The following is a 20883-nucleotide window of genomic DNA, read 5'->3' on the forward strand; positions in this document are numbered from 1 at the left end:
AAAATGAATTGTTAGGTTGTATACTGCTTTATGTCGGCATGGTGCTAATGAGCAATGGCTTTTACGCTGTTGAAGACATAAAGGATAAATCGATTGTGGTTATGAACTTCTTTACTGGTGGTCTTAGTCTAATCCTCAATATCGTGGCTTTATCATGGGGAATTATTAATGATAAACCAGCAAGTTGGTTCTTTGCCAGTGCCACTGGGTTGCTATTCGCGTTTACTTATCTTTATGTAGCATTTAATACTCTTTGTAACTTCGATCAACGTCTGTATGGCTGGTATAGTCTATTTGTTGCAATTAACTCGATTCCAGCGGGAATTCTATGTTTCCAAAACTACGGCGGTAATTGGATTTACGGGATTATCTGGTGGGCCTGGGGAATTCTTTGGTTAACAGGATTCCTAACCAACAATCTAAAAATGAATCTTGGTAAGTTTCCTGGGTACTTGGGAATTATTGAAGGAATTTGTACAGCATGGATTCCAGGATTCCTAATGCTCCTAAACTGCTGGCCTAACTAAATTATTTAGGCAGAAAGGAAGGATGACAATGAGGCTCACAGAACGTGAACGTGAAAAAATGATGATTACCTTGGCCGGAATGATTGCTGAAAAGCGGAAAGACCGAGGAGATAAACTCAATCAACCAGAAGCAGTTGCCTTAATCACTAGTCGCTTAATGGAAGGTGCCCGTGATGGTAAGACAGTTGAAGATTTGATGAATGAAGGTGCCACATGGCTGACTAAGGATGATGTTATGGAAGGTGTTCCAGAGATGATCCCAATGATTCAGGTTGAAGCAACATTCCCTGATGGCACTAAACTAATTACCGTTACTGACCCAATTCGTTAATTACAACGAGAATTTTTAAAGGAGGATACAAAATGGTTCCTGGAGAATATAAATTACAACCAGATAAAGTTCCATATAACGTTGGTTATGATGATATTACACTTAAAGTAACCAACATTGGTGATCGTCCAGTTCAAGTTGGTTCTGAATTCCACTTCTATGAAGCAAATGAAGAAGGACTTCAATTTGATCGTGCTCGTGCATGGGGTAAGCACCTTGATTTGCCTGCAGGGACAGCGGTTCGTTTTGAACCCGGCGAAACCCGTGAAGTTAAGTTAATTGATTTCGGTGGAAAACGTCGTGTCTTTGGCTTCAACAACAAGGTTGATGGTTGGCTTGATGTTGATAAGAAAGCTGACACTTATGACGGTTATCCGATTCATGATAATGACTAAGGCAAGGAGGTAAAAGTATGAGTTTTGATATGGATCACAAGCAGTTTGCCTCATTCTACGGACCAACTACTGGTGATAGTATTCGCCTTGGTGATACTGATTTATTTGCCAAGATTGAAAAGGACCTAACAGTTCATGGTCAAGAAAGTCTCTTTGGTGGTGGTAAAGTCCTCCGTGATGGGATGGGTGTAAGTGCCACAGAAACACGTAAGAATAATCCTAAAGTAGCAGATACCATTATTTCAGATGCAATTATTATCGATTGGACTGGAATTTATAAGGCTGATATTGGTATTCGTGACGGTAAGATTCTTGCTATTGGTAAGGGTGGTAACCCAGATGTCATGGATAATGTTGACTTTATCGTTGGTGCAAGTACTGAAGCCATTTCTGGCGAAGGAATGATTGTTACTGCTGGTGGAATTGACTTACACGTTCACTACATTTCACCATTCTTGACCCATGCTGCTCTTGATAACGGTATTACGACCCTCTTTGGTGGTGGTACTGGTCCAGCTAATGGTACTCGTTCCGCAACTTGTGCACCAGGTGCTTGGCATATGCACCGGATGCTACAAGCGGTTGATAATGAACCACTTAACATCGGGATTATGGCTAAGGGTTCTGGTGATAGTCCAGAATTAATCGGTGAACAAATTGAAGCTGGTGCTGCTGCCATTAAGACCCACGAAGACTGGGGTGCTACGGCTGCCGGAATTGAGAACTCAATTGCTGCTGCTAATAAGTACGATGTTCAATTTGCCGTTCACACCGACTCGCTAAACGAAGGTGGATTCGTTGAAAATACTATCAATGCCTTTGGTGGTAACACGGTTCACACATTCCACACAGAAGGTGCCGGTGGTGGTCACGCTCCTGACATTATGGTTGTTTGTGGTCAAAAGAACGTTTTGCCATCATCAACCAACCCAACTAACCCTTACACGGTTAACAGTTTGAACGAATTGTTCTACATGACAATGGTTTGCCACAACTTAAACCCAAAGATTCCAGAAGACGTTGCCTTTGCTGAATCACGGATTCGGAAACAAACAATTGCTGCCGAAGATGTTTTGCAAGATATGGGTGCTTTAAGTGTTATGACATCTGATGCCATGGCCATGGGACGTGTTGGTGAAGTTAACATGCGTTGTTGGCAACTAGCAAGTAAGATGAAGAAGCAACGTGGTCCGCTTGAAGGTGACTCCAAGTACGATGATAACAACCGGATTAAGCGTTACGTTGCTAAGTACACTATCAATCCTGCAATTATGAATGGTATTTCAGATTACATTGGTTCAGTTGAACCTGGTAAGTATGCTGACTTAACTATTTGGGATCCAAAGTACTTCGGTACTAAGCCTGATATGGTTTTGAAGAACGGTATGATTACTTACGGTATCATGGGTGACGCAAGTTCTAGTTTGCCAACTCCAGAACCAGTCTTAGAACGGGATCTTTACGGTGCTCGTGGTAAGGCAATTGGTGCAACTAACATTACATTCGTATCACAATACGCATATGATCACGGTATTAAAGAAGAATTAGGCCTCGACAAGATTGTACTTCCTGTTCACAATACACGGAGTTTAACCAAAGCTGATATGAAGCTTAACAACTATTGCCCAAGCACAATTCAAATTAACCCACAAACATATGATGTTACAATCGATGGCAAGTTAATCACTTGTGATACGGTTCCATCATTACCATTAACACAGCGTTATTACTTCTATTAATATTAAATATTGATTGAATAAATTTTGCTTTTGGGGGGTGGAACGGAAGATAGAAATGCTTCCCGTTCCGCTCCCTATTTTTGAAGAGGGAGTTTTAGAATGATTTTAACTAAAGTTTATCGAAACGTTGATGATATTCCTAACATTGGTAGCTATCATATTGAAACAGCAATGGTCAAGAGTGATGACCTAATGAAAAATATTTTACGGGTTAAGACTGACCATGGCAATGAATATGGAATTCGGCTTGAAGACGAAAACTCAATCTTGGAAAATGGCTCTGCCTTTAAACTTGATGATAAGAAATTATTAGTTCTTAGTGTTATTCCTGATGAAATTATTGTTATTACCCCTAAGGACATTAATCAAATGGGATTAGTTGCTCATTTCCTTGGAAACTTGCACAAACCTGTTCAAATTAAGGATGGAAAGATCTCCTTAATGTTAGACAAGGTTGTTGTTAAGATGATGAAGAAAAAGGATATCGACTACAAGATTGAAAAGATTAAGCTCGATGAGCCTCTTGAATACTTAGACTTAACAAAGTAAGTAGGATGAAATTATGGATAAAAAGTTAAAAGATAAGCTTAATTATCTAGAAGTCTTCCAGATATGTGATTCAACTTTTCCAATCGGGACCTTTAACCACTCTTTTGGAATGGAGAATTATCTTCGGACAAATGTAATTAAAAAAGCCCCAGAATTCCGAATTTGGCTTGAAAACTATTATCGGTCACAATTTAAATACGGTGAAGGGTTACTTGTAAAGTTATGTTACGAAGCAATTGATAATGGTGACTTTGATAAGCTAGTTGATTATGATGATCAGATTACGAAATCAACATTAGCAATTGAAACACGGAATGGGACAAAGTTAATTGCCCATCAAATGATTTTGCTTATTCAAAAGTTATATGGGGATGATGTTCCCCATCTTAATGAATATCAACAAGCAATTGATGATGGGAAGGCATATGGAAATCCAGCGATTGCATTTTCTATTTTTGCTCATTATAAAAAGCTACCATTAATGGATGCATTTTTGATGTATGGCTATAGTGTCGCTTCAACCCTAGTTTTGAATGCAGTTCGGGCCGTTCCGCTTGGTCAAAAAGAAGGTCAGGTAATCCTTAATGACCTCATTAAGTTGATTGGAAAGCTTTATAAGCATGTGGAAAAGCTGGATGATTCATTCTTGGGTGCTAATGCTCCTGGTCTGGAAATTGCTCAGATTAATCATGAAATTCAGCAATCGCGATTATTTATGTCATAAGCTTGAAAGGAAGTTATTAATTTATGAAACGTGCAGTTAGAATTGGTGTTGGTGGTCCAGTTGGCTCCGGTAAGACGCAGTTAATTGAACGTTTAACTCGACGATTAAAAGACCAATACAGTATGGCAGCTATTACTAATGATATTTATACTAAGTGGGATGCTGAATATATGGCAAGCCACTCCGTATTAGGCAAAGACCGCATTATTGGTGTTGAAACTGGCGGTTGTCCCCACACTGCTATTCGTGAAGATGCATCGATGAACTTAGCAGCAGTTGATGAACTTGAAAAGCGTTTTGATAACAAGCTTGACATCATTTTTGTTGAAAGTGGTGGTGATAATCTTGCTGCTACGTTTAGTCCAGAATTAGTTGACTTTTCAATTTATATTATTGATGTTGCGGAAGGTGAAAAGATTCCGCGGAAGGCTGGTCAAGGAATGATTAAGTCTGACCTCTTTATTATTAACAAGATTGACTTGGCTAAATATGTTGGTGCCAACCTTGAACGGATGAAGGAAGACTCTGAGAAGTTCAGAAATGATGGGAACTTCCTCTTTACTAACCTTAAGACAGATGAAGGCCTTGACGGAGTTGTTAACTGGTTGAAGAAGGACGTATTACTTGAGGACTTGGAATCATGAAAGAAAAATATGATGGCTTGATCGACATGGAATTTGCCGCTCGAGGTAACCACAGTTATGCCAAAAAGACATGGCGAAAAGGAAATTCTTGGATTTCGTTTCGGATTCCAACAACCGGCGAAGTTCCTTACTACTTTTTGATTACGACTGGCGGTGGATATGTTGCTGGTGAAACTTATCGTGAACAAATTAAGGTCGAAGATAATGCCCATGCAATCTTAACCACCCAATCACCTACTTATATTTATGTTTGTCCACATAAAGAAGTAACTCATCAGGAAAATGAACTACAATTGGGAGAAAATTCTGTTTTGGAATTTTACCAAGATGAAGTCATTCCATATAAAGGGTCGTACTTCCACCAGAAGACGAATATCAATATGAAAAAGGGTGCTAAATTGATTCTTACTGACGGCCTATCAAGCGGCTGGTCACCAGATCAAAAACCATTTCAGTATGGTTCAATCGGATTGCAAACAACAGTTAATTATGACGGACGATTAGTCTATAACGATCATATGTTAGTTGATCCAGAGACCGATCCGATGCAAGAAATTGGTTACTTTGAAGGTAAACAAAACTTTAATTCGGTTGTAATTATTGACGAAAATGTCACGCAAGAAACGGTTGAGGAATTACGAAATTATCTTGATAAGATTGAAACGAATGTTCATTACGGAATTTCGTTATTAGAAGAAGACGGCTTTGTTCTCCGGCTCTTAAGTGATAGTTCTTTTGAAAATCATAAATTGATGTGGGACTTCATTAGCTACTATCGTGAGGAAATCCTTCATTATCCAGTATTAGATTTGCGGAAGAGTGAACACCTGGAGAGAGAACGAGCCTAATTAAAAATGGGATGGATGATATAACAATGAATGTGATAATTACTGATTTAATTGCCGCCGGTGTTGGTGCATTTTTTGGCGGCGGTTTACGAAGTTTATTATCTGATGAGCTGAATACAGACTTTGATCATTATCGCTGGGGTACAATTATGGCTAACCTAATTGGTTCTCTTTTGATTGGGGTCTTTGTCGGCATGGTCACCAGTGATGAGCTACGTAACACGATGAATGTTCTTTTAGCAACCGGTTTCTGTGGTGGCCTAACAACTTTTTCAACGTTTTCTCTTGAAACATTAAAATACTTTAAGTACGGTCATAAACTAATGGCTTGGACTTACTGGGTCGGAAGTGTCATTGCCTGTATTTGTTGTGTTTATGTTGGATTATGGCTACATTCGTGGTTATAGGAAGGAGAAAGCAGAATGACAAATGGAATAAAACTATTCATTGTTGGTCTAGGTTGCTTCTTTGGTGGTGCCCTCCGCTATGCTAGTGAATTAATAGCTGGGCAATATATTAATCCACCGTTTGCTGATCCGCTAGCGGTTTTAATTGTTAATACTCTTGGTTGCTTTATTATCGGCCTATTTACTGCGTGGGTATTGAAAAAGCTTGTTTCGCCTAAGTGGAATAAGTTTGTAACAACTGGATTTTGTGGCGGCCTTACTACCTTTTCCTCATTCGCTCAGGGAATAACAGCATTATTTATCGGTAGTCATATTTGGGTTGGAATTATCTATATTTTAGCTAATATGCTACTCGGCTTATTTGCTGTTTATCTTGGTATTTACCTTGTAATGGGCAAAGAGTATGGAAAAGAGTTGTTGAAATAGTAACAGTTAGTCAAAGGAGTGGGTTTTAGTGCATATTCCAGATAACTATTTGAGCCCGGCTACTTGTGCAGTGATGTTTGCAGTCGCTGCTCCCGTGGTGGCGGTCTCGGCTAAAAAAGTAAAAGTTCAGCTTAAAGAGCACCGCGAACTCGCGCCAATGCTTGGAATTGCTGCATCATTATCATTTTTAATGATGATGTTTAACGTTCCAGTACCAGGTGGAACCAGTGCTCACGCGGTCGGAGGTACGCTGCTTGCAATCCTGATTGGTCCGTATGCCGCGTCAATTGCGGTGACCGTCGCCTTGATTTTACAAGCATTTTTATTTGGCGACGGTGGAATATTAGCGTTAGGTGCAAATATTTTTAACATGGCGATTATTATGCCGTTTACTGGATATTGGATTTATAATTTTATGCGCAAACACCATCACGCAAGTTTAGGAGCGATTATCGGGTCTTACTGCGGGATTAACCTAGCCGCATTAATGGCTGGTTTTGAGTTGGGAATCCAACCGCTTATTGCGCATACGGCGAGTGGGGCCCCTCTCTATAACCCGTATCCATTAGCAGTGACAATTCCAGCAATGTGTTTTGCTCACTTAGCAGTTGCTGGATGGATTGAGGCCTTTTTCACCTATGTTGTTTACTCTTTTGTAAAGCGAGTTGCTCCGAATGAAATCTATCATAATAATAGCCAAAAAGAAGCTAAAAAAGGTTCAATTAAGTATTTGGTATATGTAATTATTGGATTGGTTATCCTTTCACCAATTGGTCTGCTTGCTAGTGGAACGGCTTTTGGTGAATGGGATAATACTGAATTACTCCAGCGGCTAAAAGTAGAACATATTGCAAATTCAGTTCCAGCAGGAATGAGTCATGGTTTTAACTATACGGCTTTATTTGGCGATTATGCTATTCCGGGAACGAGTCTACCAATTGGCTATATTTTGAGCGCAATTACGGCAATTTTGATTTTCTTCTTAATAAGTAAGGTGCTGATGTCAATCTATGGTTCAACAAACAAAGCCACAAATAAGTAGCAAAGCTGAAGCGAAATCAGCAGAAAAACTCCCGGTATGGTTGATGAACCCGGAGAGACACCAGGTAGAGTTAACCAAGGGACGGTTGGTTCAAGATAATTTAAGTAAGTTTGCGACATTAGTTGCCTTCCTTACTCGTGTAACGCCGGTTTATACTGCTAAAAATTCACCATGGGTGCGGATTATTGAGTTAATTGGCTTAACGATTTTAATTGTTTTATCATCACAGGTTTTATTTTTATGGCTAATTTTGATTCTCATGTTAGTTCACCTGGTTATTTTGCCTGGTTCCGTAATAATTACAATTAGTAAGAAACTCTTTAAGTTAATGCTCGTTTCACTAATTGTATTACTCCCGAGTTTGTTGTTACAGGCGAATAACATTAGCCTGTTTTTAGCACGGGTTGCTCTCATCATGTTAAATATTTCCATATTCTTGAGTATTACCTCTTGGCCCCAATTTATTCAGGGACTTGAACAACTACATCTTCCTAGTGTCATAATTTTAACCCTTGATATCACAATGAAATATGTCTATACCCTTGGTGTTTATATCCAAGAATTATTAAGTAGTATAAAATTGAGGACGTTTGGTCAGCACGTAAATCGACGTGTCTTGGGTGTTATTATTGGCCAGGTTTATCTGTCGGCCAAGAAAAGGACCAGCGATCTTTATCAAGCAATGTTATTACGCGGCTATAATAGTAATAATGTTGCTAGTTGGAAGCTTAGCTGGAATAAATATGATTTGATTAGTATGGGAGAATTGTTATTTGCAGTTGTTGCATACTTCTTAATACGAGGAGTGGTTGCATGATTAAAATAGCTAATGGCGCTTATACTTACGGAACGCAGACAGGTTTTCACGATGTAGATATCGAGATTAATCGTGGGGACGCCGTATGTATTATGGGTCCGAACGGCTCTGGAAAGTCAACGTTATTAAAGACGATTGTTGGTCTCTTTAGTTTGGAAAATGGGCAGTATACATTTAATAACCAAATTATTGATAAGAAGTTCTTAAAAGATTCAACTAAAACTGGTCCATTTTACCAAAAATTTGGCTTTGTCTTTCAAAATAGTGAGATTCAACTATTTAATACAAGCGTGGCTGATGAGGTTGCTTTTGGTCCGCAGCATCTCGGCCTTCCTCAACATGAGATTGATCAGCGGGTAACCGACTGCTTAAAACTATTGAAGATTGAACGTTTGCGCGATCGTGTTCCTTATCACTTATCTGGTGGGGAACAGAAGCTTGTTGCCATTGCTAGTGTACTAACAATGAATCCCGATATTATAATATTAGATGAACCGTTTAATGGATTATCACCTAAGTATCGAACGTTAATCTCGCAAATAGTTAGCCAATTGCATAGCGTTGGGAAAACAATTATTATTTCTAGTCACCACTTTAACCAGATAAGATCATTGGTTGATCGGGTTTATGTTTTTTCCGAGGATCATACAATTACCCGGGAAATAACAGCTAGTCAATTAGATAAAATGCCCCAATTCGTTGATTATTTGGATAATTTATAGTGTCTGCTTAATAAAAACAGAGTGTTAATTGACAGAAGGCCTGTCACTAACACCCTGTTTTTGTTTTAAATAAATTTATAACCAAAGCCGCGAACCGTTAGTAAATGAACGGGATGCTGCGAATCATCTTCTAGTTTATCGCGAAGGTGGCTAATATGAATGTCAACGATTCGTGAAGTATCTAATATATCGTATCCCCAAACACCATCAACAAGCTGATCTCGACTAAGAACTTGTCCGCGATGATCAACCAAGTATGAAAGTAATTGAAATTCTTTGGGGGTAAGGGCAATTATTTGCTTATTTTTAGTTACGGTATAATCTTTGCGGTTAATCTGCCATGCCCCGGCAGTAGTAATAGTTTCTTTAGATTTTTCCTTAGTATGGAGCGCATGAAGCTGGCGATAATGATAAGTCCATAGGCGCTGTTCAATTAGGGGACGAAAGACCTCAGCATTAATAGGTAATGGTAAAATATCATCGATCTGTGCCCGATATAGTTTACGTTGAGTTCGGTTAGTAACTTGCGGAGTGAAAACCGTGATTGGCCCTTTAACCTGTGAGCGGATGAGGGTCATTGTTGCGATTGTCGTATCAAGACTTACTTCGGTCATGTCCCACCATATTCCGCTGATTACCTGTTGTTCAAGGGCAACGACTAAACCGGTCGGGGTTGTTACGAGCTCGAATTCCCAGTGTGCTTTTTTACATATTATACGTAATTGCTGGACAAGGTCATCTTGCCGACTCATTAGCAAAAATCTTTTAACCATAATAATTCTCCAAAATTTACATAACCTTTACATTACAAAGATTAAAAATTTACATCGACTTGTTATTCTCTATTTGTATCATACGAAATATGTGAATACAACTAATAAGTTAGTAGGGAGTAGCAATGAAAAAATTAATTATTAGCATTGCCTTAATTGCGGTTGCTTGTTGGCTCGGTGGATCATGGGCACTTGCTAAGCAACAATCGGCACAAGATAAGGTTACTATTGTTGGTTCGACAGCTTTGCAACCACTGGCAGAAGCGGTTGTCAACGATTACCAGCATTATCATCCGTATACCAGTATTATTGTTCAAGGAGGCGGCTCTGGGACAGGGTTAAGCCAGGTACAAGAAGGGGCTGTTAATATCGGTTCTGCTGATATTTTTGCTGACCAGCAAGATGGGATTGATGCTCATAAATTAAATGATAATATCGTTGCTGTTTCAGGAATTGCTCCGGTTGTAAATGAGCAATTGGGGATAAAGAATCTGACAATGGTCCAACTCCGACAAATTTTTACCGGTCAGATTAGGAACTGGAAAGAAGTTGGTGGTCCTGATTTACCAATTACTGTGATTAATCGTGCACATGGTAGTGGAACACGGGTGGCTTTTGAGCAATCTGTTTTAAAGCCTGGAATGCACGCGATTAATGCTCAAGAGCAGGATTCAAATGGAACTGTTAAGGAGATTGTTCATAATACACCGGGAGCAATTAGTTATATTGCCTTTGCTTACCTTAATGACCAAGTTCAAGCGGTGAATATAGATGGGGTAGCAGCAACAGCAGAAAATGTAACGACGAATAAGTGGAAGTTATGGTCATATGAGCATATGTATACCCAAAAACAACCTTCAAAAGCAACAGCAAAGTTTATTAAATACATGCAAAGTAAAAAGGTTCAAAAATCATTAGTGAATGCGGCACGTTACATTAGTATTCACGATATGAAAGTCGAAAAAACACCAGACGGTAAGGTAACTGAAAGGAAATAATATGGAAAATTTACGACATCGATTGACTCGGCCATCTGTTGAAAGTAAGCAGGAATTTTCGGGGAAAATAGTGAGTTATGTTGCAATTATCCTAATCGGTGGCTTGGTAGGGACAATTTTAGTTTTTTTAACTCTCAAGGGAATTGCTCTTTTTACTGGAAATCATTATTCGCTATGGCAATTTTTGGTGGGAAGAAATTGGTCACCGAGTCAGCACTTATTTGGTGCACTACCAATGATTGCAACATCATTTAGTGTTACGGTCTTGTCAGGAATCGTTGCCTTGCCGCTAGCACTTGTGGTGGCAATTGCCATCACAGAAATTTTGCCGTCAACGACCTATAAGTTCTTTCAACCGGTAATTGAACTACTAGTTGGGATCCCGTCCGTAGTATATGGTTACGTTGGCTTGACGGTTATCGTACCATTTTTGCGCCGCTTTTTTGGTGGGACCGGTTTTGGAATTTTAGCAGCAACATGTGTGTTATTCTTGATGATTTTACCAACAATGACATCGATGACGATTGATAGTTTCAAGGCGGTACCTAAACAGTACCGGAATGCTTCTGCAGGGTTAGGGGCTACCCGATGGCAAACCATTTCCCGGGTAATTATTCCAAGTGCTAGAAGTGGCATTTTAACGGCAATGGTGTTTGGAATGGCTAGGGCGTTTGGCGAAGCGTTGGCAGTCCAAATGGTGATTGGAAACACAACGGTAATGCCAACGGGCTTAATGCACTCGGCGGCTACACTTACTAGTGTTTTGACAACGGGGATTGGAAATACGGTAATGGGGACAATTTCAAATAATGCGTTGTGGTCACTGGCATTGATTTTATTAGTGATGTCGTTAGCCTTTAATTTATTAATGCGGCTAGTTAGCCGGAAGGGAGCGAAATAATGCGTCCAGAAAGAATTGATCGTCTGGCAACAATTATCATTTTGACCTTGACTGGGATGGTGGGTTTAATTTTACTTGCCTTATTAGCATATTTATTGTTATCAGGACTTCCTCACATTTCATGGCACTTTTTAACTAGTAGTGCTGAATCCTTTAAGAGTGGTGGTGGAATTCGTGACCAACTGTTTAACTCGCTATATTTAGTAGTGTTAACCCTCTTAGTTTCAATTCCGTTAGCATTGTGTGCAGCAATTTATCTTAGTGAGTATGCACCGGATAACCGTTGGACTAGTTTTCTCCGGCTAGCGATCGAGGTATTAAGCTCTTTACCGTCAGTAGTTATTGGATTATTTGGCTACCTAATATTTGTATTGCAATGGGGGTTAGACTTTTCATTGCTTGCGGGTGCATTATCATTAACAATTCTTAATTTGCCAATTTTAACGCGGGCCTGTGAAGATGCCCTTCGCCAGGTGCCATATCTACAACGGCAAGCAGGGCTAGGATTGGGGATGTCAAAATGGCATGTTACTACCAAGATTGTTTTACCCGCAGCATTACCAGGGATTATTACCGGAGCTATCTTGAGTGCCGGCCGAATTTTTGGCGAGGCGGCGGCGTTAATTTATACGGCTGGGCAAAGTTCACCAGCCATTAGTTATACCGATTGGAATCCATTTAGTCCAACAAGCTTTTTAAACCCGCTGCGTCCTGCAGAAACACTCGCTGTTCATATTTGGAAAGTTAACAGTGAAGGATTGGTGCCCGATGCACGTGCGGTGTCTAATGGATCAGTAGCTGTCTTAATTTTAACAATTTTAATTTTTAATTTACTTGCCAGGTATATTGGCTACTTAATTAAGCGACGACTAGTAAAGTGAGGATAATGAAAATGCAAAATTCAATTGCCCTTGAAATAAAAAATTTAGAAGTTTTGTATGGGGAAAAACATGTTGTTCATAATGTTTCAATGAAATTTCCCCGAAATAAAATAACAGCACTAATCGGGGCTTCGGGGTCAGGTAAATCGACGTTATTGCGGAGTCTAAACCGGATGAATGATGATTTAGCAACGGTTAACGGTGAAATTAATTTTCATGAAATAAATATTAACCAATCTAAAGTGAATGTATATCGAATTCGGCAACAGATTGGGATGGTCTTTCAGCAGCCGACGCCCTTCCCTCTTTCCATATATGAAAATGTTATTTACGGTCTTCGGCTGGCGGGGGTAAAAGATAGACAAGTTCTTGACCAACGGGTTGAAGAAAGTCTTCGTCAGGCAGCGCTATGGGATGAGGTGAAAGATCAATTGAAGGGTAGTGCTCTGGCGCTTTCAGGAGGGCAGCAACAACGTCTTTGTATTGCGCGGACTTTAGCGGTTCAACCGGAGATTATTTTAATGGATGAACCGACAAGTGCACTTGATCCTGTTTCAACTTCGCAAATAGAGGATACTTTAGTACAATTAAAAGAGAAATTTACTATTATCATGGTGACGCATAATATGCAACAAGCATCACGTTCAGCAGATTGGACGGCCTTTATGCATCAGGGAACGCTAATTGAATTTAATCAAACTGCTGATGTTTTTATGAATCCGCAGCAACAACAAACGGCAGATTATCTTAGTGGAAAATTTGGATAGGAGGGAATTAATTATGGGAGCAATTTTTGATGATGAACTTAAGCGCCTTCGTAGTCATTTCATGGAAATGGGAATCGATGCAAGTGAACAGATTTATCAAGCAACCAAAGCTTTTACCGATCATGATGTAGAGCTTGCTAATCAGGTTTTAGATACAGATATGAAAATCAATGATGAAGAGATTCACCTAGAAAAACAGGCACTTAAGTTAATGGCATTACAGAATCCCGTTGCAACCGATTTTCGTAAGATTATCAGCATTTTAAAAGCCAGTACTGATATTGAGCGGCTTGGTGATTATTCAACCCATATTGCGCGAGCAGCAATTACATTGAGTAAGTTTGAACATCATGAGGATATTGAGCAGCCGATTGAGCAAATGATGATGGTTGTTCGAAAAATGCTTGAAAGAATCTTAGATGCCTATGTTTATACCGATGAGCAGGTAGCTTATGAAGTAGCTAATGATGACTTAAAAGTCGATTTGATTTATGTTAAGTTTCAAAAGAAAATTATAAAGGCTCTGGTAAAAGGAGGAGAAGATGTAAAAGCCTACGAAAGTTATTTAGTAGTTCTTCGTAATCTTGAGCGAGCAGGCGATCACATTGTTAATTTAGCTGAATGGATTATTTACAGTGCGTCGGGAAAGCTAGTAGAATTAAACCCAGGTAAGGCGGATCCGACATTAGTTCGTCGTAAGCTAGCAGAAAATCAAAAATAAAAGAGGTAATTATGGGTGAATAGCGCACAGGAGACTTTCTTATTTAAAAATGAGATTAGGAGTGATGTGAAACGGGCATGGTTGGCAGATATTTTTACGCATCACTTACTAGTTGTTGGTCAAACCGGTAGCGGTAAAACAACGACAACATTATCTTTGCTTAATCAACTTCAGGCTCTTAATCAGACGACGATTGTTCTTGACCCTACTGGGGAATACGCCCAATTACCCAACGCTATTACCTATCAACTTGGGGTTAATGCCTACCTTGAAGCGGGAACATTGTCAGCAGATGAGCTTCAAGAGGTCCTCCAGCTTCATTTACCAGCTCAAATTCGTAATAAGCTTGTCCAAGCAATCACTGCCCTACGTGTCCAACATAATATTATTGAACGAGATGGGGTATACAAAAAATGTGGCCAGGAAATTGATAGCTACCAGCAAAAACTTGCGCAATTAGCGCCGTGGGCAATGGATTATCAAGCGCAAGATTTATTTAAGCAGTTAATCGAGGAATTTATTATTCCCTATGATAATGAAAATGCAAATTACCGTTTGCTAGGGCAACAATATGATCGTAAAGCAATCGCTAGGAATTGGGATATTTTAACAACAATTAGGGAGCGATTAGCTAGCGAAATGTTTGCAACAATCTTTGATACGCGACGACACCCCGGTAAGTTTAAGACAGAGTTAAGTTTTGTTTTCAACATGTTTTTAAATCAGCGTAGCACTCATCGGACGTTGGTAATAGATTTATCGGCGCTAAAGGGTTATGAAGAGAGTCAGCGGGTATTAATCTCATTTTTAATGAAAAAGATATTGCAAATGCGGCTGCAACGACCAAAGAATATTCCGGTAAATGTAGTATTGGATGAGGCCCATCGCTATTTACCGCAAAGGGAAGAGAAACTAGCAGATAATGGGATATTTCAGGTATTACGGGAAGGGCGTAAGCTACACTTAAAAGTACTTTTGACAACTCAATCCCCACTAGATTTGCCACCTCGCTTGCGTTCACAGTTTAATAATATAGTTATTCACCGGCTAATGGAGAATGATGAGATAAAAAGTTTAGGGATCATTACTTCACCAGTAGAAATAAAAAAATTAGGGGTAGGAAAAGCCGGCTTAAAAATAGGCGATCAGCTAACGAAAGTTCAAGTAGCCATGCCTAACTGGTGGAAATAAAAAGCAATCTTAACGTCGAAAAAACGTTAGGATTGCTTTTTTACAATTAGAAAGTTAAAGAGTTACCTAAATAGAGATTGCTTTGTAATTACGTATTAATGAATATTCTATTTAGTAAGGACAAACAACAGCGTTTCTAAAAAAAGACAGAGAAACACTAAAAGAGGTCAAGTTAAATAAGAAACAGCAGCGTTAGTAATCTTTAACAGTATTATGATAAAGGAAGAAAGGTAGCTATAGGGTTAAAGGTTGTTTACTTAACAAATGCTGAAAGTTATTTAACAAAGCGAGTCCCAAATAACTCGCTTAGATGAAAATGATAAATAAAAAACACAAAGGAGAATAACTAAAGGGGGTTAGTAAATTCTCTATATGTTGGCTAACCAAATGGGGTAATCAGCTTTAATAAATCCATTACTTTTAAATAAATTTATTGAATTCTATTTATCACCCTAATAATACCTTTTTTTTTTTTTTTTTTTCAAGACCGATTGCATAAAAATATTTATTTTATTTTTTAATAATATTAAATGGCATATGTATAATTGAAGTTGTTAAATAATTTGCCTAAATATGTCAAAAACTTTTGAATTAGTTTTTCATACAAGTATTATGTGCGATATGTTTTTGATATTGTCTATCCTATTGTGAGTTAAATCACTGCTAAATATTTTTTATAATAATTGTTATAGTAGCCTTTTTCTAAAATAAATTGAATATTTGAAATAATTAGTTAACACTTTCACAATTGTTGTGATATAATACTTACAAACAAGATATCTCCTTGTTTGCTTTAAGCTAAATATTATAAAAACTTATCATTGAAACAAGCGCATCCCTTTATCCAATTAACATCAACAACATTATTTGTTTCATGATAGAGTTTAATTAATAGAAAACCTGACTTTCTTGCACCAAGTAAAGTCAGGTTTTTTGTGTAAAAATGGAATTTACTTATCAAACTACAAAAATAAACAAATTTGTTTTACTTGTTTATAAATTTAAATATTATACAAAGACGATTTTATAATGGAAATTAGTACATTATAAAATGATAAGTAGATTCACAAAGTGGTTTAAAATGCTGATATACCAACACTTTAAACTAGTGAAAAGAGAAAAAACTTATGCTAAGATATTAGCTGCTCATTTTAACGGGAGGGAAAGAGCTATGATTCGACATCATGTTGTAGAAGCGGGAATTACCGCGCTTTGTTCAGTCATCATTATTGTTGTCTTAATGATGTGGTGGGCCGGACAATTTGCACAGTTCGTGACCACAGCGATGATGGTAATGATTATTTTAGGATTGATTGTGGGAAGCTTGGTTCCTAATATTATTATTACTTGGTTGATTATTGGATTGACGACGATTGGTAGTGCAATCTTATTATTGGGATATATCGTAATGGAGACACCATTAAAGTTAGCATTACTGGCAGCTTTTCCGTTGATGGCTACGTTAGCTTATTTTAGTCGTTACATAATTGGCGAATGGGGATGGTTAGATCGTAACCGCCAAGATATTGAGAGTTATGCTGCCTACTATAACCAGATTGTAAAACTTCAGACTGGATATAATGCTAATAAAATCTACCAGAAAGAAATTAGCTTTATTATTAAAGAACAGGTCGCTGACTTATGGATCGATGTTACTGCAATTCACTGGGTCCATAGTCAACAAATTCGGCAATTTCATCACGATGATTAGAACCGTGCTCTCCAACAAATTGCACGAGTATTAAAGGAACGGCGACTGCCTTCAGAAGCATTATATTACCTGGGAAATGGAACATTTTTAATTTTGTCATATCACTTGCCTAATATTACTTTTGCTTACCAGAACCAAAGTACGCGGGAAGGACTTGCGGATTTGCAAATTGGTAATGCAACGCCCCAATTTAAATGGGGGCATTTAAAGGTGGATGACCTTAATGTAACATCATTTAAGACATTAGATAGTGCGATGCGTCATCTTGAACGAGATATGGAAACTGATATTGTTGTTGAATATTTAAAAGGAGTTCGTGAATAAATGGTCCGGTTATTTTTTTGGCTAGCACTTATTATTACGCTTATCTTTTTTGTGTTAGCAATGATTTTTGCAATTTTCCAATGGATAATCTATTTTCGAGTTGAGTATACAACTTTACACACTAATAGGGATGACAAAAGATAATGCAAGAATTAATAATGATTATAACGCTATTATCGATTTGGAGTTCGTTGTTAATGGCCTCATTGACAATCGCAGGGGCAGTTCACTTTTGGCTAGTACATAGTAAGAAAATTGTCGATATCAAACCTCTAGACCGCTATCCGTTAGTTACGGTTGTTGTTCCTGCACATAATGAAGAAATTGTGATTGCGCAGACAACTAAGGCGATATTAGATTTAAATTATCCAGCTGACAAAATAGAGTTGCTGATTTTTGCGGATAATTGTAGCGATCAGACTGCAAGAAGAGCAAAAGCAGTTTTACAGATGATTAAATACAAACAGCGTGATGCCCGAGTGATTGTGCGTCATGGTCAAGGCGGAAAAGCTGGTGTTTTAAATGATGCCCTTAAAATTGCTAAGGGCGAGTATATTGCAGTTTATGATGCAGATGCAATGCCAGAAAAGAATGCCTTGTACTTTTTAGTCCGTAAGGGATTAGAGAACCCGGAAAAATATGTGGCTGTTTTTGGTCGAAATAAAACACGAAATGCTAAACAAAACTTTTTGACCCGGTGTATTAACCAAGAAATTGTCGTTACTCAGCGAATCCAGCATTGTGCTATTTGGCATTTATTTAAAATCGGCCGAATTCCAGGAACTAATTTTATTATAAAAAAAGAATATGTTAAATCGATTGGTGGATGGGAAAACGGCGCGCTAACCGAGGATACTGACATTTCATTTAAAATTATGCAAAGTGGAAAGTTAATTGCCTTGGCTTATAATTCCGAAGCATTTCAGCAAGAACCTGAGCGGTTAAGTGATTATTATTATCAACGCTTAAGGTGGGCAAAGGGAAATTATCAAGTTGTCTTAAAAAATTTTAAGCATTTATTTGACCATAGTAATTGGCGGGTAAAGTTAGAAACATTTTACTATTCTTGTACCTTTTTCTGGTTTAACGCTGCAATTGTCCTATCTGATGTTATTTTTATCGCTAATGTTGTTTCTTGGATTATCCATATATTTAATCCACACGTGTTAATTCCATTTACATTTGGTGAAAGTAATATTCTTATTGCGCAGTTATTGCTATTCAATTGGTTGCTGATGATTATTCTATATGTATTGCAAATTACAACGGCCTCAGCAACTCAATTTGGTCAGGCAACAAATCAACAAATTTGGCTAGCGCTTGCATCATATTTTACGTATTCACAACTATTTATTGTTGTTTCAATTAATGCGGTAATTTCAGTAAGTATGGATAAGTTGCTACACCGTGACGGAACAAAATGGATAAAAACTAAAAGATTCGCTGATTAAAAATAGATTGAGGAGAGAATGGGGATGAAACGCCCGATATATATATGGTTATTAACAATTTTAGTCGTACTTTTGTACACTACAACGCTCATATTTATACGGATCAAAAATCCAGAATATATTCAACACCAAGCCTATAATCGTTGGCGTAGTGGATATTTAATAACTAAGAATGACAGCCAGGCTTTTGTTAATACAAGTAATAATAAGACGAAGCCGATTGCTTTATCGGAAGCGCAGGGATATGGCCTTCAGATTGTTGCATATGCTGGAGAAAAGGGATGGGCGAGCCAAAAGGATTTTGAAAAGTTATTAAATTATTATTTAGCGCATCGTGATTACGTAAATAATCATCAAACTTATTTAATGTCATGGCGGCAGACTTATGATAAGCAAGGAAAATGGGTAAACGATTCTAATAGTGCTACGGATGGTGATTTATATATTGCAGCAGCTCTTCACCATGCGGCAACAATATGGCCCGAGCAATCAGCTTATTATCAAAAATTAGAGTGTAAAATTGCTGCAGATATTTTACGATATGAATATAACCCAACCACACAAACGTTAACAGTTGGTGATTGGGTTTCAAAAGATTCAAAGTATTATTATTTATTACGGACATCAGATGTTATGCCGGAAGTATTCGATGATCTTTATGAAAGAAGTCATGATATTCAATGGCAAATTGTTAAAGATAATATGCTTGATCGTCTTGTCGCATTAAGTAACCAGCATCGGACGGGACTTGTTCCAGATTTTGCATGGGCGTATCACAATACTACTATTGCAGTAAAACCACGGACCGTCGCGAGTGCTCATGATGGAGACTATGGGGCGAACGCTTGTCGTGTACCGATGATGCTTGCTCAAAGTAATGATCCACGTGCCCAAAAAGTCTTAACTAAAATGATGAAGTTCTTTAGTGATCAGTATTACATTACAGCAGGGTATTCATTAGACGGCCATCGTTTAGTAAAATATCAGTCAAACAGCTTTAGTGCCCCAATTTTCTATGCTGTCAGCTATAACCGTAATAAGGGTTATGATAATCTATTTGCTAGTCAAAAGTATATTTTTAGCAGACCAGTGACAACAAAGAATTATTATGATGCGACATTAACAACGTTAGCCGCATTAGGAGGAATAAATTAACCGATATTTTCATCTGTGCAGAGACCTTGCTGATGTAAAACTTTCATGATTTCATCGCGTTTAGTATAATGCTGGTCAAGTTTTGGCCCCGCAATTTGGTTGGTAAATGAATCGACGCGTCGATTGGCATCACGGAGGTCGTAATAGGTTGTGACTATTTGGTCGTAATCTTTTAAGTCGTCAATATTGACATCACGAGGATAAGAATTGTCGAATGTGGTAAATTTTAAAGGCAATCGTGGCTTTAATTGTGGTTGCTGGTCAGGAATACCGATTTGTAAACCTAGGACCGGAAAAGTCATTTTCGGTAAGTCAAGAATATCAATTAATTTTTGCGGATCATTTTTGATTGAACCGAGGGGGACAACGCCTAGGTCCATACTTTCTGCAGCAACGATGACATTTTGGGCTGCCATAATCGCGTCATCGACTCCTTGAAAGAAGATATCAGCGGTGTGTAAACGCCCGTCGTCTTTACCCTTTTGATGACGAATCTGCTGGTTACGATAAAGGTCTACGAGAAAGATAAAGAGATCGCCATTTGCGCCTACGTATGGCTGCTTGCTGACTTCTCGAATTGCTGTTCGCTTGTCGGGATCAGTAATATGCATGATCGACATTTGTTGCATAAACATACTAGTGGGAGTATGGCTAGCAACGGAATAAAGAATATTCAATTGTTCCTTAGTAAGTGTTTTTGATTTAAAGGCCCGAATTGTCCGGTGGTTAAGTTGATGATTAATTGTACTATTTTTAATCATGATGATGACTCCTTTGTAAAAATAAGATAATAGTTGAAAAAAATAGTTATCCTACTTTGACGAGATTGAAAACAAACG

The 20883-nt window shown here is 38.2% G+C and carries 23 protein-coding genes and 1 pseudogene; 22 read left to right on the forward strand and 2 right to left on the reverse strand.

The window, feature by feature from the left end:
• Positions 1–8: 8 nt before the first annotated feature.
• From H5S39_RS09035 to H5S39_RS09095, 13 genes are all read left to right on the forward strand, one after another.
• A complete protein-coding gene (locus H5S39_RS09035) occupies positions 9–527 on the forward strand; it encodes an AmiS/UreI family transporter (RefSeq protein ID WP_182596844.1) in 519 nt (172 codons plus the stop codon).
• A 28-nt stretch (positions 528–555) separates the two neighbouring features.
• Positions 556–858: an urease subunit gamma gene (locus H5S39_RS09040; protein WP_182596845.1), complete on the forward strand. Its 303-nt coding sequence runs from the start codon at positions 556–558 to the stop codon at positions 856–858.
• Between the two features lie 32 nt (positions 859–890).
• Entirely contained in the window at positions 891–1253 is a 363-nt protein-coding gene (locus tag H5S39_RS09045) for an urease subunit beta (protein ID WP_182596846.1), read from the forward strand.
• Positions 1254–1270: 17 nt separating this feature from the next.
• Positions 1271–2992 (forward strand): urease subunit alpha, encoded by a 1722-nt coding sequence (gene ureC, locus H5S39_RS09050; RefSeq protein WP_182596847.1) that lies wholly within the window; start codon positions 1271–1273, stop codon positions 2990–2992.
• A gap of 99 nt (positions 2993–3091) precedes the next feature.
• Complete coding sequence (locus tag H5S39_RS09055) at positions 3092–3541, forward strand: urease accessory protein UreE (protein ID WP_182596848.1); 450 nt, start codon at positions 3092–3094, stop codon at positions 3539–3541.
• A gap of 13 nt (positions 3542–3554) precedes the next feature.
• Positions 3555–4265, forward strand: a complete 711-nt coding sequence (locus H5S39_RS09060) for an urease accessory protein UreF (protein WP_182596849.1) — start codon at positions 3555–3557, stop codon at positions 4263–4265.
• Between the two features lie 23 nt (positions 4266–4288).
• Positions 4289–4909, forward strand: coding sequence for an urease accessory protein UreG (gene ureG / locus H5S39_RS09065; RefSeq protein ID WP_182596850.1), 621 nt, complete (start codon positions 4289–4291; stop codon positions 4907–4909).
• Complete coding sequence (locus H5S39_RS09070) at positions 4906–5757, forward strand: urease accessory protein UreD (RefSeq protein WP_182596851.1); 852 nt, start codon at positions 4906–4908, stop codon at positions 5755–5757. The genes ureG and H5S39_RS09070 overlap by 4 nt, the downstream gene beginning before the upstream one ends.
• Before the next feature lie 26 nt (positions 5758–5783).
• Complete coding sequence (locus tag H5S39_RS09075; RefSeq protein WP_182596852.1) at positions 5784–6164, forward strand: fluoride efflux transporter FluC; 381 nt, start codon at positions 5784–5786, stop codon at positions 6162–6164.
• 15 nt (positions 6165–6179) lie between these two features.
• A complete protein-coding gene (locus H5S39_RS09080; protein ID WP_182596853.1) occupies positions 6180–6590 on the forward strand; it encodes a fluoride efflux transporter FluC in 411 nt (136 codons plus the stop codon).
• A gap of 28 nt (positions 6591–6618) precedes the next feature.
• Positions 6619–7632, forward strand: a complete 1014-nt coding sequence (gene cbiM / locus H5S39_RS09085; protein WP_182596854.1) for a cobalt transporter CbiM — start codon at positions 6619–6621, stop codon at positions 7630–7632.
• Positions 7601–8449, forward strand: a complete 849-nt coding sequence (locus H5S39_RS09090; RefSeq protein WP_182596855.1) for an energy-coupling factor transporter transmembrane component T — start codon at positions 7601–7603, stop codon at positions 8447–8449. Before cbiM ends, H5S39_RS09090 begins: the two co-directional genes overlap by 32 nt.
• The gene (locus H5S39_RS09095) at positions 8446–9171 is read left to right on the forward strand and encodes an energy-coupling factor ABC transporter ATP-binding protein (protein WP_182596856.1); all 726 of its coding nucleotides are present in this window, start codon (positions 8446–8448) and stop codon (positions 9169–9171) included. The genes H5S39_RS09090 and H5S39_RS09095 overlap by 4 nt, the downstream gene beginning before the upstream one ends.
• Positions 9172–9236: 65 nt before the next feature.
• Here H5S39_RS09095 and H5S39_RS09100 read toward each other — a convergent pair whose 3' ends face one another.
• Entirely contained in the window at positions 9237–9944 is a 708-nt protein-coding gene (locus tag H5S39_RS09100) for a winged helix-turn-helix transcriptional regulator (RefSeq protein ID WP_182596857.1), read from the reverse strand.
• A gap of 125 nt (positions 9945–10069) precedes the next feature.
• Between H5S39_RS09100 and H5S39_RS09105 the strand changes: the two genes are divergently transcribed.
• The 9 genes and pseudogenes from H5S39_RS09105 (at position 10070) to H5S39_RS09145 (ending at position 20044) form a co-directional block, all read left to right on the forward strand.
• Positions 10070–10942, forward strand: a complete 873-nt coding sequence (locus H5S39_RS09105; protein WP_182596858.1) for a phosphate ABC transporter substrate-binding protein — start codon at positions 10070–10072, stop codon at positions 10940–10942.
• 1 nt (position 10943) lies between these two features.
• Complete coding sequence (gene pstC, locus H5S39_RS09110; RefSeq protein ID WP_182596859.1) at positions 10944–11843, forward strand: phosphate ABC transporter permease subunit PstC; 900 nt, start codon at positions 10944–10946, stop codon at positions 11841–11843.
• Complete coding sequence (gene pstA, locus H5S39_RS09115) at positions 11843–12724, forward strand: phosphate ABC transporter permease PstA (RefSeq protein ID WP_182596860.1); 882 nt, start codon at positions 11843–11845, stop codon at positions 12722–12724. The genes pstC and pstA overlap by 1 nt, the downstream gene beginning before the upstream one ends.
• An 11-nt stretch (positions 12725–12735) precedes the next feature.
• Entirely contained in the window at positions 12736–13491 is a 756-nt protein-coding gene (pstB, locus tag H5S39_RS09120) for a phosphate ABC transporter ATP-binding protein PstB (RefSeq protein ID WP_182596861.1), read from the forward strand.
• Positions 13492–13504: 13 nt separating this feature from the next.
• On the forward strand, positions 13505–14212 hold the full coding sequence (phoU, locus tag H5S39_RS09125) for a phosphate signaling complex protein PhoU (RefSeq protein ID WP_182596862.1): 708 nt from the start codon (positions 13505–13507) through the stop codon (positions 14210–14212).
• 15 nt (positions 14213–14227) lie between these two features.
• Complete coding sequence (locus tag H5S39_RS09130; protein ID WP_231832881.1) at positions 14228–15403, forward strand: ATP-binding protein; 1176 nt, start codon at positions 14228–14230, stop codon at positions 15401–15403.
• Positions 15404–16574: 1171 nt separating this feature from the next.
• Positions 16575–17438 (forward strand): annotated as a pseudogene (locus H5S39_RS11715) (hypothetical protein).
• 143 nt (positions 17439–17581) lie between these two features.
• Complete coding sequence (locus tag H5S39_RS09140; RefSeq protein WP_182596863.1) at positions 17582–18889, forward strand: glycosyltransferase family 2 protein; 1308 nt, start codon at positions 17582–17584, stop codon at positions 18887–18889.
• A gap of 24 nt (positions 18890–18913) precedes the next feature.
• On the forward strand, positions 18914–20044 hold the full coding sequence (locus H5S39_RS09145; RefSeq protein ID WP_182596864.1) for a glycosyl hydrolase family 8: 1131 nt from the start codon (positions 18914–18916) through the stop codon (positions 20042–20044).
• Here H5S39_RS09145 and H5S39_RS09150 read toward each other — a convergent pair.
• Positions 20041–20805 (reverse strand): NADPH-dependent oxidoreductase, encoded by a 765-nt coding sequence (locus tag H5S39_RS09150; RefSeq protein ID WP_182596865.1) that lies wholly within the window; start codon positions 20803–20805, stop codon positions 20041–20043. The genes H5S39_RS09145 and H5S39_RS09150 overlap by 4 nt on opposite strands.
• Positions 20806–20883 lie beyond the last annotated feature (78 nt).

It is taken from the genome of Limosilactobacillus rudii, from assembly GCF_014145455.1.
Taxonomy (GTDB): Bacteria; Bacillota; Bacilli; order Lactobacillales; family Lactobacillaceae; genus Limosilactobacillus; species Limosilactobacillus rudii.

Bases quoted from the DNA above. Each gene is read 5' to 3' on its own strand.
- H5S39_RS09040 (WP_182596845.1), top strand. From the start codon at position 556: ATGAGGCTCACAGAACGTGAACGTGAAAAAATGATGATTACCTTGGCC.
- phoU (WP_182596862.1), top strand. From the start codon at position 13,505: ATGGGAGCAATTTTTGATGATGAACTTAAGCGCCTTCGTAGTCATTTC.
- H5S39_RS09080 (WP_182596853.1), top strand. From the start codon at position 6,180: ATGACAAATGGAATAAAACTATTCATTGTTGGTCTAGGTTGCTTCTTT.
- H5S39_RS09145 (WP_182596864.1), top strand. From the start codon at position 18,914: ATGAAACGCCCGATATATATATGGTTATTAACAATTTTAGTCGTACTT.
- pstC (WP_182596859.1), top strand. From the start codon at position 10,944: ATGGAAAATTTACGACATCGATTGACTCGGCCATCTGTTGAAAGTAAG.
- H5S39_RS09075 (WP_182596852.1), top strand. From the start codon at position 5,784: ATGAATGTGATAATTACTGATTTAATTGCCGCCGGTGTTGGTGCATTT.
- H5S39_RS09045 (WP_182596846.1), top strand. From the start codon at position 891: ATGGTTCCTGGAGAATATAAATTACAACCAGATAAAGTTCCATATAAC.
- H5S39_RS09090 (WP_182596855.1), top strand. From the start codon at position 7,601: ATGGTTCAACAAACAAAGCCACAAATAAGTAGCAAAGCTGAAGCGAAA.
- H5S39_RS09095 (WP_182596856.1), top strand. From the start codon at position 8,446: ATGATTAAAATAGCTAATGGCGCTTATACTTACGGAACGCAGACAGGT.
- H5S39_RS09100 (WP_182596857.1), bottom strand. From the start codon at position 9,944: ATGGTTAAAAGATTTTTGCTAATGAGTCGGCAAGATGACCTTGTCCAG.
- H5S39_RS09060 (WP_182596849.1), top strand. From the start codon at position 3,555: ATGGATAAAAAGTTAAAAGATAAGCTTAATTATCTAGAAGTCTTCCAG.
- pstA (WP_182596860.1), top strand. From the start codon at position 11,843: ATGCGTCCAGAAAGAATTGATCGTCTGGCAACAATTATCATTTTGACC.
- H5S39_RS09150 (WP_182596865.1), bottom strand. From the start codon at position 20,805: ATGATTAAAAATAGTACAATTAATCATCAACTTAACCACCGGACAATT.
- H5S39_RS09055 (WP_182596848.1), top strand. From the start codon at position 3,092: ATGATTTTAACTAAAGTTTATCGAAACGTTGATGATATTCCTAACATT.
- ureC (WP_182596847.1), top strand. From the start codon at position 1,271: ATGAGTTTTGATATGGATCACAAGCAGTTTGCCTCATTCTACGGACCA.
- H5S39_RS09105 (WP_182596858.1), top strand. From the start codon at position 10,070: ATGAAAAAATTAATTATTAGCATTGCCTTAATTGCGGTTGCTTGTTGG.
- H5S39_RS09070 (WP_182596851.1), top strand. From the start codon at position 4,906: ATGAAAGAAAAATATGATGGCTTGATCGACATGGAATTTGCCGCTCGA.
- ureG (WP_182596850.1), top strand. From the start codon at position 4,289: ATGAAACGTGCAGTTAGAATTGGTGTTGGTGGTCCAGTTGGCTCCGGT.
- pstB (WP_182596861.1), top strand. From the start codon at position 12,736: ATGCAAAATTCAATTGCCCTTGAAATAAAAAATTTAGAAGTTTTGTAT.
- H5S39_RS09140 (WP_182596863.1), top strand. From the start codon at position 17,582: ATGCAAGAATTAATAATGATTATAACGCTATTATCGATTTGGAGTTCG.